This is a genomic window from Pirellulales bacterium (assembly GCA_035656635.1).
In the GTDB taxonomy this organism is placed as follows: Bacteria; Planctomycetota; Planctomycetia; order Pirellulales; family JADZDJ01; genus DATJYL01.
On record DASRSD010000045.1, the window covers coordinates 30844 to 43631 of the forward strand.

Below are 12788 nucleotides of genomic sequence, written 5' to 3' on the forward strand. Positions count from 1 at the left end.
AGGCGGCAAATCTTAGCGCAATTTTAGCGCCGATCTTGACCCGTTTTTGATTCGCCAGCCGCTAGGATTAGCGCGTGGGGCCTGCATGGATAAGTCCACCACGTTTAGGGCAAGAAAGGGTGCGGTATGAGCGACTTCTACATTGTTCTCACTGTTGCAGCTTGTGGCGTGCTTAGTTGGGGACTGCTCTCTTTGTCCGACTGGCTTCTGGGCGGCGGCCAATAACAGCGACCCCATATAAGCCCGGATTTAATCTGGCACATTACCGTTCTTCGCCAGGTGGCGAGAGACGAAATCAACGAAAGGCTGAAACCATTTATGCATGGAACTGAACTTTTGGGGTTGATCGTCAGTGTGGGTCTGTTGGCTTATCTGACCTTTGCGCTGTTGAAGCCGGAGTGGTTCGCATGACCGCCAATGATTGGGTTCAGATCGCAATTTATTTTGGCCTGCTGCTGGCGCTCACCAAACCGTTGGGAGCTTTCATGGCCCGCGTGTACCAAGGCCAACCGTGCGGATTAGATGGTCTGCTCGGCTGGCTGGAGCGGCTCGTTTACCGAGTCGCCGGCGTCGACCCTAAGCAGGAAATGTCGTGGAAAAAATACACGGTCAACGTGCTGCTGTTTAACTTGATCGGGTTCGTCGTCGTTTATTTTTTGCTGCGGACTCAAGCGGGCCTACCGCTCAATCCGCAAGGCTTTCCGGCCAACAGCCCCGATTCTGCATTCAATACAGCCATTAGTTTCGCCACGAACCCCAATTGGCAAGGATACGGCGGCGAAACCACGATGAGCTACCTCTCGCAAATGCTCGGCCTGGGCGTGCAGAATTTTGTTTCCGCGGCATCGGGAATGGCGGTCCTGGTGGCGTTGATACGCGGGCTGGCACGACGAACTACATCCACCATCGGTAATTTTTGGTACGACCTGGTGCGCTCCACCGTCTACATCTTGCTGCCACTGTCGCTGATTTTGGCACTGGTGCTTGTTTCGCAGGGTGTGATCCAGAATTTCAAGTCGTACGACACCGCAACCCTCGTCCAGCCCGTCAAAGGCGCCGACGGAAAAACCGTCACCGAAGTCACCATTCCCATGGGTCCGGCCGCCTCGCAAATTGCCATCAAGCAACTCGGCACGAACGGAGGCGGATTTTTTAACGTGAATTCGGCACACCCGTTTGAAAATCCAACGGGTTTGACAAACTTTCTGGAATTAATCGCGATCCTCGTGATTTCCAGCGGATTGTGCTACACCTTCGGCGTCATGGTCGGCGACACGCGGCAAGGCTGGGCCGTGTTGGCCGCCATGTTTGTCATTCTGATTCCACTGACGATTTTCGCCGCTTGGCAAGAACAGGGTGGCATCCCGGCGTATCGGGCGCTGGGTATCGATCAACAAGCCTCCTCGACGCAGTCCGGCGGCAACATGGAAGGAAAAGATACTCGCTTCGGCATTGTCAATTCGGTCATTTGGGCATCCGCCACGACCGGCGCGTCCAACGGAAGCGTCAATTCCATGCACGACAGCTACACGCCGCTGGGCGGGGTCGTTCCCCTGTGGCTAATTCAGCTGGGCGAAATCATTTTCGGCGGTGTCGGCAGCGGCCTGTATGGAATGCTGATGTTCGCCATTGTCGCCGTCTTTGTCGCCGGCCTGATGGTTGGCCGCACGCCGGAATATCTCGGCAAAAAAATCGAGGCCTACGAAATGAAAATGGCCTCGCTCGTCATCCTCATCCCGCCGCTGTTGGTGCTGGTCGGCACGGCAGTGGCCGTAGCAGGGCCTGGGTTGCATTTTGCCGATCCAGCCACGGGCGAGATCAAAAGCCCGCTCAACAATCCCGGCGCGCATAGTTTTTCGGAAGTCCTGTACGCATTTTCTTCGGTCGGCAACAACAACGGCAGCGCCTTTGCCGGCCTGAATGCCAACATCCCGTTTTACAACGTGGCCTTGGGCGTGGCGATGTGGATTGCCCGCTACTGGCTGATGATTCCCACCCTGGCCATTGCCGGATCGCTGGCGCGAAAGAAATTCACGCCTCCCAGCGCCGGCACGTTGCCGACGCACCGGCCACTGTTTGTCGTGATGCTGATCAGCACGATTCTGTTGGTCGGCGCGCTGACCTTCGTGCCGGCATTGGCGTTGGGCCCGGTTGTCGAACACTTGCAAATGATTGGCCCTTAAGCTTGGCAACCGCGGTCAAAGCACGCATCCCCCATAAATTTTCGAGATCCTAGACAACAAAAAAATATGACAACGACAACAAAAGCTCGCTCGCTGTTCGATCCGCCGATTGTCCGCCGGGCGGTGGTCGATGCGTTTCTGAAACTCGATCCGCGCCGCCAAGTTCGCAATCCCGTGATGTTCACGGTATTGGTTGGCAGCATTCTGACCACCGGATTGGGCATCTATGCGCTGACGGGGGGCGGGTCGGAATCCCCGGCCTTTGTTCTGGGAGTTTCCGCCTGGCTGTGGTTTACCGTTTTATTTGCCAATTTTGCGGAAGCCATGGCTGAAGGGCGCGGCAAGGCCCAAGCCGACGCACTCCGAGCCACTCGCCGCGATGTCACCGCGAAAGAGCTGGAAGAACCGCATTACGGCGCCAAATTCCATCCGACGCCAGCGTCCCTGCTGCGGAAAGACAACTTTGTGCTTGTCGAGGCGGGCGAATTCGTTCCCGGCGATGGCGAAGTGGTGGAAGGCGTGGCTTCCGTCGACGAAAGCGCCATCACCGGCGAAAGCGCCCCGGTCATTCGTGAAAGCGGCGGCGACCGCAGCAGCGTGACCGGCGGCACGCGAGTGCTGTCCGATTGGCTCGTGATCCGCATCACGGCTAATCCCGGCGAAACGTTCATGGACCGCATGATTTCTCTTGTCGAAGGCGCCAAGCGGCAGAAAACTCCTAACGAAATTGCCCTCGATATTCTCCTGGCGGCCATGACGATTATTTTCCTGTTCGTCTGCGCCACGCTTTTGCCGTTTTCCAAATACAGTGTCGAAGCCGCCGGCCAAGGCACGCCCATTACCGTAACCGTGCTGGTGGCCCTGCTCGTTTGCTTAATTCCCACAACCATTGGCGGATTGCTTTCGGCCATCGGCATTGCCGGCATGGATCGCATGATTCAAGCCAACGTCATCGCCATGTCGGGCCGCGCCGTCGAGGCAGCGGGCGATGTCGACGTGCTGCTGCTCGATAAGACCGGAACCATTACGCTCGGCAACCGGCAGGCCGTCGAACTAATTCCCGCTCTGGGAGTCAGCGCAGGAGATTTGGCCGATGCGGCGCAGTTGGCTTCCCTGGCTGATGAAACGCCCGAGGGTCGCAGCGTGGTGGTGCTGGCCAAAGAAAAATACGGATTGCGGGGTCGGAACATTCACGAATTGGGCGCCCACTTTATTCCCTTCTCTGCACAAACGCGACTCAGCGGCGTTAACTTCGATGGGCGCCAAATTCGCAAAGGCGCGGCAGATGCCATCGCTGATTTTGTAAAGCAGCAAGGAGGCAACGGCCAGGCGGATGTCCGCCAAACTGTCGAAGACATCGCCAAACAGGGCGGCACTCCGCTGGTGGTGGCCGAAGGGTCCCGCACCCTGGGCACCATTTATCTTAAAGACATCGTAAAAGGCGGAATCAAGGAACGCTTCGCGGAACTGCGGCGGATGGGAATTAAGACGGTCATGATTACCGGCGATAATCCCCTCACCGCGACCGCCATTGCCGCCGAAGCCGGCGTCGACGATTTTTTGGCCCAGGCCACTCCCGAAGCCAAATTGAAAATGATTCGCGAGCAACAGGCGGGCGGTCGCCTGGTGGCCATGACCGGCGACGGCACGAACGATGCGCCGGCGCTGGCTCAAGCCGACGTGGCCGTGGCCATGAACTCCGGCACGCAAGCCGCGAAGGAAGCTGGCAACATGGTCGATCTGGATTCCAACCCCACCAAGCTCATTGAAATCGTCGAAATTGGAAAACAACTTTTGATCACCCGCGGCTCGCTCACCACGTTCAGCCTGGCGAACGACGTGGCCAAGTACTTTGCCATCATCCCGGCTGCATTTGCCACCACTTATCCGGTCCTCGATAAGCTAAACATCATGCGGCTGGCAACGCCGACCAGCGCCATCCTTTCGGCGGTAATTTTCAACGCCTTAATCATCGTGGCGCTCATTCCACTGGCGCTGCGTGGCATTCGCTATCGCGCCGTAGGAGCGGCCAAACTGCTACGCGACAATTTGCTAATTTACGGCGTCGGCGGTCTGCTCGTGCCGTTCTTTGGAATTAAGCTGATCGATCTGTCGCTAGTGGTCCTGCATCTAACTTAATCACAACAACACTTACTTAAATCCTGCAGTATCAGAGTCTAACCATGCTCAAAGAATTGAAAGCCGCGATCGTTATCTTCCTGGCGCTGACCTTTGTGACCGGCATCGTCTATCCTCTGCTTGTCACCGCGGTTGCGCAATTGGTGTTTCCACATCAGGCCAACGGCAGCTTGATTGTGCAGGGAGACAAAATCATCGGTTCCCAACTGCTGGGACAAGGCTTCGACGATCCGAAATATTTTTGGGGCCGTCCCTCCGCGACCGCCGCATTTCCTTACGACGCCTCCTCCTCCACCGGCAGCAACTTTGGGCCGACGAATCCCGACCAGCTTAAAGCGGTGTCCGCTCGACTCGATGCCATTCATAAAGCTCAGCCCGACGATCCGCGTCTGGTGCCGGTGGAGTTGGTGACCGCCTCCGCGAGCGGACTCGACCCGGAAATCAGCCCCGCCGCGGCAGAATTCCAAATTGCGCGAATTGCCAAAGCGCGCGACGTTAGCGAAGAAAAAATTCGCGCCTTGGTGGCTGCGCAAACGCAGGGCCGCACATTGGGCGTCCTTGGCGAACCGTGCGTCAACGTTTTGAAGCTGAACCTTGCCCTGGATGCACCAATCAAATAAACCCGTAAATCTCCGCACTTGAGGCGGCACTGCGCCAACTTGTTCCCTAGAGGCTGCACAATTTCTTCCCGGCGACATTGGCCAGTGTCGCTTTCATTTTCGGGCGATTTCACGCGTTCATTCCGGGCTGCAAAAGGTAGAATAAATTAGCTAAGAATTCGCTATGCTACTCTTGGTCCATGGATCAAGCACGCCCCAACCCCGATGAACTTCTTGCCCGCGTTCTGGCGGAAGAGCCAGGCTTGCGCCGCGGCAAGCTCAAAATCTTCTTCGGCTATGCGGCCGGTGTTGGCAAAACCTATGCCATGTTGACTGCCGCGCGTCGCGAACAAGCCGCCGGAGTTGACGTGATGGTTGGCTATGTCGAACCGCACGGCCGCCTGGAAACCGAATCGCTGCTGCAAGGCTTGCCAGCGATTGCGCCGCTCCAAGTTTCCTATCGCGGGGTGACATTGCAAGAATTCGATTTAGATGCAGCGCTCGCTCGTCGACCGCGTTTGATTTTGGTGGACGAGCTGGCCCACACCAACGCCGAAGGGCTGCGCCATGCCAAGCGCTGGCAAGACGTAGAGGAATTGCTGGCCGCCGGCATCGATGTTTGGTCCACGCTCAACGTCCAGCATATCGAAAGCTTGAACGACATTATCGCACAAATTACGCACGTCGTCGTCCGAGAAACGCTGCCGGATGCCGTGCTGGAGCGCGCCCATGAAATCGAGCTGATTGATCTTACGCCGGAAGAACTGATGCTGCGCCTGCAAGCGGGCAAAGTCTATTTACCGTCGCAGGCGGAGCGCGCGCTCACTAGCTTTTTCCAACGAAGCAACCTGGTGGCGCTGCGCGAGTTGTCGCTGCGACAAACAGCCCACCGCTTGCACCAAGAGGTGGAAGCCGCCCGACAAGCACGTGCCGATTTCACCCCCTGGGCCACGCGGGAAAAGTTGTTGGTTTGCGTCGGACCTAGCCCGTCGAGCACCAAAATCATCCGCACCGCCAAGCGCATGGCGGTTGCCTTTGGCGGAGATTGGCTGGCGGTTGCGGTGAATACAGGAACGGGGACCGAACTATCGGCTGCGCATGAATCGAGCGCGCGGAATCTGCAATTTGCGGAGCGACTGGGAGCGGAATCGCAAATGCTCATCGGGCAAAATGTGGCCGACACGGTCCTCAAGTTCGCCCGAGACCGGAACGTCACCAAAATTATCGCCGGTAAAACCGCCCAACCGAAATGGAAACGCTGGTTCCGGCGCACCGTGGTCGAAGAGCTATTAACACGCAGCGGCGAAATTGACGTGTACGTCATCACCGGCGAAGGCACCGAGCGGCGGCAAAGGCACCCCAAGCCATTGCCCAAGATGTCAGCACCAACCCGCCATTATTTGGCCACGTTTGTCGTCGTTGCGGTTTGCGCACTGGTTGGATGGGCAAATCGCGCGCTGCACCTGGCCACTACGTTTGGAGCTGGCGGCGAGGCCAATATTGCGATGGTGTTTCTGGCAGGCGTGGCTTTTGTCGCCACCTGGTATGGTCGTGGGCCGGCAATTGCCGCATCGATCGTCAGCGTCCTCCTGTTCGATTTCTTTTTCGTGCCGCCGTACGGAACATTCACCGTAACCGACACCGAATACTTAATCACCTTTGCGGTGATGCTGGGAATTGCCTTGCTCATCAGCACGCTGGCCGCCCGACAGCGCTCGCAACTCCGCCTGTCGCAGGAGCAGGAAAACCGAACCGCAAAGCTATTCCGCATGACCCGGCAATTGAGTGAGCTTTCTGGCACTGACTTCCTGCTGCAAGCGGCCGGACAGCAGCTAAAAGATTTCTTCGGCGGAGAAAGCGTGGTTTACTTGCGTGCAGCCGATGGCGCGCTGGCGCTTCGTTCGGGTCAAGCAACATCCATCGCGGCAAATCCTATCAACGACACCGTAGCGCGTTGGGTGGCCGATAATAACCAGATCGCCGGGGTGGAAACCGATACGCTCCCCAACGCCACCGCCCTTTTCATGCCTTTGGTTGGGTCGCTGCGAACCATTGGCGCACTGGGCGTTCGGCCGGACAATCTCCAATCTTTACGCAATCCGCAACAACGTCGCCTGCTGGAAACTTGCGCGAGCCTGATCGCCTTGGCCATCGAACGCGACCAATCTGTCTTGGAAGCCCAAGATGCGCAAGTTCAGATGCGGGCGGAGCAACTGCGAAATTCGCTGCTCAGCTCCGTCTCGCACGACCTGCGAACGCCGCTGACCGCGATTGCTGGAACGGCCGCCAACCTCAAAGCGGAATTGCTCAATCAAACCACGTCCCATCAACAAGAAATGTTGCAAACACTGGTCAGCGAGTCGCATCAATTGGTTCGATTGGTCGAAAACTTGCTCGACATGGCGCGACTGGAGTCCGGCTCGCTGGTCTTGAACCGCCAGTGGCACGTCTTGGAGGAGCTAGTGGGCTCCGCCATTGCTCGGTCGCGCCGAGAGCTTGGCGACCGCCGGGTTCATGTGAGCCTGCCAGAAGCGTTTCCGTTGATCCTGGTCGATGGGTTTCTCCTGGAGCAAGTGTTTGTTAATTTGCTGGAAAACGCTGCGCGCTACACGCCGCCGGCCAGTGCCCTCGAAATCTGGGGAAAGTTTTCCGATCGTCAAGCGGAAATTGTCTTCGCCGATGACGGCCCGGGCTTACCCCCCGGTTCCGAGAACCGCCTGTTTGAGAAATTCTATCGCCCCCACACTGTGCCGGCCGATGGCCGGCGTGGCATTGGCTTGGGGCTGGCCATTTGCCGTGGAATTGTTGAAGCGCATGGCGGGCGAATTTCCGCCTCCAACCGCGCCACCGGCGGCGCGCAGTTCACCATTACGCTCCCCTGCAAACCGCAACCCGCCGACACAATAGTTACCCCGGCAGGCGCATCGGCCAGTCCATAATCACGACAACGCCAAATTCAAAGCCCTTAAATTCAAAGATGTCGCCCTCCACGGAAAGCCCGCGCGTTCTGATTGTCGAAGACGATGCCGCCATTCGCGACTTTCTGCGCACGGCTCTGGCAGGGGCAGGCTTTCGGCTGATCGAAGCGATTACCGGGGAAGAAGCGCTCGACCGCGCCCAGCGGCAGCCGCCCGATCTGGTCATTCTCGACCTGGGTCTTCCAGACATCGACGGCCAGCTCGTGCTGGAAAAGCTTCGCCAGTGGTTAAACGCGCCCATTATTGTCGTCTCTGCGCGCAATCAAGAATCTCAGAAGGTCGCCGCACTGGATCACGGCGCCGACGATTACTTGACCAAGCCTTTCGGCACGGCCGAATTGTTGGCGCGGATTCGTGTCGCCCTGCGGCATGCCGACGGCAGCTCGGGAGGAAATTCGCCTGTTTTTGAATCCGGAAATTTAAAAGTCGATTTGGCTGCTCATCGAGTCTTTGTGCGCGACAGCGAGATTCACCTCACGCCCATCGAGTATAACCTCCTGGTCGCGCTCATCCGCAATGCCGGCAAGGTGATGACGCACCGCCGCTTGCTGACTCAAATATGGGGCCCGGAGCGGGCGCAAGATCATCACTATTTGCGCGTCTTCATGACCGGCCTGCGCCGCAAAATTGAAGTTGATCCTGCCCAGCCGCAATATCTGCTCACAGAACAAGGCATCGGCTACCGCTTTGCAGTTTCGGATGAGTGATCGTTGCATCCCTTCATGCAAAAGCGGCGTCATCCTGGCAAATCGACGGGATGGCAACACCGTGCTGCCAAGCAATTTAGCCGGCGCTGGTTCGGGCAGAATCAGGCTGTGGACTATCTGAAGTGCGCCGATTTCGTTCCCGCCACGCCACATGCCAAAAGAGCATGCAAGCGCCTAACACTAACATGCTGTCGGCCAAGTTGAAGACCGGCCAATCGAAATGGATTTTGCGAATTTCGAAATGCAGCCAATCGCGCACGGCATAAACCGCTTGGCCGGCGCGCGGATCGGGTGGCTGCCAAATCAACCCGGGCAACCCCAACCGATCGTACAAATTGCCGAAAATGCCCGCCATCAGCGAGCCGAGCGCCACGGTCAGCCAGGCGTCGTGCCCTGCCCCGGCAAAAAACAGCCAATAAAAAATGCCGATGGCCGCCAACACCGACAAGGCGGCAAAAGCCCAAGTCATTCCTTGCCCCAGGCCGAATAGCGCTCCTTCGTTCAAACTGGTCGTCAGGCTAAACACGCCGGGCGCCAGCACAATCGAAGGCCGATCGAACGAGGGCATTCCCAACTTGGTAAATATCCAATGCTTCGTTGCCAAATCGATCGTACAGCCCGCGACAATCAGCACCGCAAATAGGGCCAACCGCGAGGCTGGAACACGAGTCGCCGATATTGGGGCCGTTGCCATCCGTGACCCTTAACAGGAACAAACGCCCGCAACCGCGATCAGCCGCGTGTTTCCATCTTCGAAGCGCACTTCACACACAGCGATGTGTAAGGAATGGCTTCTAACCGGGTTTTGGGGATTTTGGTGCCGCATTCTTCACAATCGCCATAAGTGCCTGATTCAATCCGTTCCAGGGCGGCTTCAATGGCTTCCAACGTTACTTCGTCGTTCTCCATCAGGCTCAGGCTGAATTCCTGCTCGAAATTGTCGCTGCCCAGGTCGGCCATGTGGATGGGCATGCTCGAGATGCTGCCATTGGCTTCGGACTGATTTTTCTTCAGCGCCGCATCGGCCAGCTGGTTTACGTCTCCCCGCAAACGAGCCCGTAAAGCCAGCAGCAAACCTTTGTATTCCTTCGCTTCAGCCTTCTTCATCGGTTAGTACTCCCCGCGGTGAAAATCCCTAGTTGGAAGCCTTTGGATAGTGGCGAAACTGCAATTATAAACTGGGAAATATCGAAGTGTCAAAGGGCCGGTCCCAAGCCATCCCAAGCCAGGAATTACGGAATCCGAATGATGAGGACCCAAGGAAATGACGAACGACTGAAATGATTGAACCGGTCGCTGGGCCATTCGGCTTTTCCCGCTCGCGGCTCTCATCTACACTGAATAATCTGCCGCCGTCGCCGATTCGCTCCATGCTAGCTTTCCGAGAGTGTCCCATTAGCGTTGTCACCAAAACCGATGTCGCCTTTCAACGTTGCGTGTCGCCCACTTGCGGGGCCACGTACGGCATTGAAGAAGTACGCGTGGCTTGCGACTGCGGCCAACTGCTCGACGTGGCTTACGATTGGGACCGCCTCGAGCCCCCCACCGCGCTTAACTGGTTCGAAAGCAAATGGTCGCGCCGGCACGAACCACTTTCTTTCAGCGGCGTATGGCGCTTCCGCGAATTGCTCCCCTTCGCCCCGCCGGAAATGGCCGTCACCATTGGCGAAGGCCAAACCTTGCTTCAACTGGCCTCGTCCGTGGGCAAATACGTCGGCTTAGGACGCGGTCAACTCCATTTGCAGTACGAAGGGATGAACCCCTCGGGCAGCTTCAAAGATAACGGCATGTCGGCCGCTTTCACGCATGCCCACCTGGTCGGCGCCAAGCGGGCGGCCTGTGCTTCGACAGGCAACACCAGCGCATCGTTGGCACTGTACTGTGCGGTCACGCGCTTAATGAAGGGAATTATCTTTATCGGTTCGGGAAAAATTTCCTACGGCAAGCTTTCGCAGGCGCTGGATTACGGCGCGCTCACCGTGCAAATTGCCGGCGACTTTGACGACGCCATGCAGCGCGTCAAGGAAGTTTCCGCGCGCGAAGGCATCTACTTGGTGAACAGCGTCAACCCGTTCCGGCTAGAAGGGCAAAAAACCATCATGCTGCGCGTGCTGGAGTCGCTGCAGTGGAAAGTGCCCGATTGGATCGTCGTTCCCGGCGGGAACTTGGGTAACTCCAGCGCGTTTGGCAAAGCGTTCACTGAATTGAAGGAGTTGGGATTAATCGACCGTGTGCCGCGATTGGCCGTCATCAATGCAGCCGGCGCGAATACTTTGTACGAACTGTTTGAGCGCCGTGGCTTGCGCTGGAACGGTGGCCAACCCGATGAAAATATTATCAGCAATTATTATGCGGAGCTGGATGCCGCCGGCCGCCGAGCTGACACCATCGCCAGCGCCATCGAAATCAACCGGCCGGTCAATTTGAACAAGTGTCTGCGCGCGCTGGAAGTTTGCGACGGCGTGGTGCGCGAAGTCACCGAGCAGGAAATGCTCGACGCTAAGGCGCAAGTCGGGGCCGGCGGCTTGGGCTGCGAGCCGGCCAGCGCCGCCAGTGTCGCCGGCGCGAAAAATTTGATTGCCGAGGGCGTCATCGGGAAGGACGAGCGCGTGGTGTGCATTCTCACCGGCCACCAATTGAAAGACCCCACCGCCACCGTGGCGTATCACACCACCGATCAGGAAATGTTCAACAAAGTGCTAGGCAGCCGCGGCGTTAAACGGGCTGCCTTTGCCAACCGAGCCGTCACGGTAAACAACAATTTGGAAGAAATCATCCGCGCCATTCAACTGTATTCATAAAGCCGCGACCGTTGGTCGCACGCCTCTCCCAAAACAACGCCGCTACGCCATCCATGCCCAACCCCATTAAAATTGCCGTTCACGGAGCCGCCGGCCGCATGGGGCAGCGCCTTGTGGTGCTTGGCTCCGCCGACGACGAACTGCAAATTGCCGCCGCGCTCGATTCGCCCAAGCACCCCAAGTTGGGCGAAGATATTGGGCACATCGCGCGCCTGCACAAGCTGAACGTGCCGTTGGCCGCTGAGCTCACCGTGCCGGTCGATGTGATCATCGATTTTTCCAATCCTGCCGGCGCCATGTCGATTTTGAAAACGTGCCTGGAGAAAAAGATTGCGCTGGTCGTCGCCACCACCGGTTTAGATGCCCAACAGCTGGCGGCTATCGAAGAGGCCTCCAAAAAAATTCCGCTCCTATCGTCTCCCAGCATGAGCCTGACGGTCAACCTGGCGATGCGGCTGGCGGAAATTTGCGGCCGCGCGCTGGCCGAGCATCCCAGCGGGGCTGATGTGGAAATTATCGAGCGGCATCATCGCTTCAAGGAAGATGCGCCCAGCGGCACCGCGCTCAAGTTCGGCCAAATCATCGCCGACGCCATGGGCCTGACCAAGCATCAACATGGCCGCGAAGGCCGGCCCGGCCAGCGGCCGCACGAAGAAATCGGCTACCATGCTGTCCGCAGCGGCGATAATCCCGGCGAGCACACCATTATTTTTGGCTTGCTGGGCGAGACGCTGGAAATTAAGGTGCAAGCCACCAACCGCGATTGCTACGCCCACGGCGCGCTGGCCGCCGCCAAATTCCTGGCCGGCAAACCCGCCGGACTGTACGGCATGAACGACGTGCTGGGATTGTGAAAGCAGAAGGCAGAAAGCAGAAAACCTCTGTCAAAGTGATCGGTAACATTGGATCGAAATGGGCGCAATCATAAACATGCTGACTTCTGCCGTCTGCTTTCTGCGTTCTGCCTTTGCTCATTATGGCTAAATGCGAAGAAGGTTATCTGTGCGATGTGTGCGGTGGTGATGTGGCCGAAATCACCGACAGCGATTTGTATTTGCGCTACGTCATTGGCGAAATTGATCCCGAAACGCTCCACACCCTGCGGGAGCGCCACATCCGCTGCAACCCGGTGATGGCGCAGTTCATTGTCGATGATGATTTCGCGCCAGTCACCGTCGACGGCGCTTTCGACAAACGCCGGCTTGATCCGGCTTATGTGCGCGAGCGGCAATCGCTGGTCACCCGCGGCTGGCGGCGGTTGAAAGAAATTGCCGGCCTCGATTTGCCTATCATCGACTATCCTTTGCCCGAAATCCGCGCCGCGCAGGAACGCAAAACGAACTAAATCCTCGCGCAGAGACGCAGAAGGCGCAGAGGAAAA

The 12788-nt window shown here is 57.7% G+C and carries 10 protein-coding genes; 8 read left to right on the forward strand and 2 right to left on the reverse strand.

Going from position 1 to position 12788, the window contains the following annotated elements; genetic code table 11:
* Nucleotides 1-407: 407 nt before the first annotated feature.
* The 5 genes from kdpA (at nucleotide 408) to VFE46_03715 (ending at nucleotide 8606) form a co-directional block, all read left to right on the forward strand.
* Nucleotides 408-2183 (forward strand): potassium-transporting ATPase subunit KdpA, encoded by a 1776-nt coding sequence (kdpA, locus tag VFE46_03695; protein ID HZZ27087.1) that lies wholly within the window; start codon nucleotides 408-410, stop codon nucleotides 2181-2183.
* A 66-nt stretch (nucleotides 2184-2249) separates the two neighbouring features.
* A complete protein-coding gene (gene kdpB / locus VFE46_03700) occupies nucleotides 2250-4322 on the forward strand; it encodes a potassium-transporting ATPase subunit KdpB (protein ID HZZ27088.1) in 2073 nt (690 codons plus the stop codon).
* A gap of 44 nt (nucleotides 4323-4366) precedes the next feature.
* Nucleotides 4367-4942, forward strand: coding sequence for a potassium-transporting ATPase subunit KdpC (kdpC, locus tag VFE46_03705; GenBank protein HZZ27089.1), 576 nt, complete (start codon nucleotides 4367-4369; stop codon nucleotides 4940-4942).
* A 179-nt stretch (nucleotides 4943-5121) separates the two neighbouring features.
* On the forward strand, nucleotides 5122-7860 hold the full coding sequence (locus VFE46_03710) for a sensor histidine kinase KdpD (protein ID HZZ27090.1): 2739 nt from the start codon (nucleotides 5122-5124) through the stop codon (nucleotides 7858-7860).
* A 38-nt stretch (nucleotides 7861-7898) separates the two neighbouring features.
* On the forward strand, nucleotides 7899-8606 hold the full coding sequence (locus VFE46_03715) for a response regulator (protein ID HZZ27091.1): 708 nt from the start codon (nucleotides 7899-7901) through the stop codon (nucleotides 8604-8606).
* A 76-nt stretch (nucleotides 8607-8682) separates the two neighbouring features.
* Here VFE46_03715 and VFE46_03720 read toward each other — a convergent pair whose 3' ends face one another.
* Entirely contained in the window at nucleotides 8683-9300 is a 618-nt protein-coding gene (locus tag VFE46_03720) for a signal peptidase II (protein ID HZZ27092.1), read from the reverse strand.
* Between the two features lie 38 nt (nucleotides 9301-9338).
* Nucleotides 9339-9713 carry a TraR/DksA C4-type zinc finger protein gene (locus VFE46_03725; protein HZZ27093.1) on the reverse strand — a complete coding sequence of 125 codons (375 nt, stop codon included), beginning with the start codon at nucleotides 9711-9713 and terminating at the stop codon, nucleotides 9339-9341.
* Between the two features lie 263 nt (nucleotides 9714-9976).
* Between VFE46_03725 and thrC the strand changes: the two genes are divergently transcribed.
* The 3 genes from thrC to VFE46_03740 all read left to right on the forward strand — a co-directional run bounded on the left by thrC (nucleotide 9977) and on the right by VFE46_03740 (nucleotide 12752).
* Nucleotides 9977-11407, forward strand: a complete 1431-nt coding sequence (thrC, locus tag VFE46_03730) for a threonine synthase (protein HZZ27094.1) — start codon at nucleotides 9977-9979, stop codon at nucleotides 11405-11407.
* Nucleotides 11408-11460: 53 nt separating this feature from the next.
* Nucleotides 11461-12261 (forward strand): 4-hydroxy-tetrahydrodipicolinate reductase, encoded by an 801-nt coding sequence (dapB, locus tag VFE46_03735; GenBank protein HZZ27095.1) that lies wholly within the window; start codon nucleotides 11461-11463, stop codon nucleotides 12259-12261.
* Between the two features lie 122 nt (nucleotides 12262-12383).
* Nucleotides 12384-12752, forward strand: a complete 369-nt coding sequence (locus tag VFE46_03740) for a hypothetical protein (GenBank protein HZZ27096.1) — start codon at nucleotides 12384-12386, stop codon at nucleotides 12750-12752.
* The last annotated feature ends 36 nt before the right edge of the window (nucleotides 12753-12788 follow it).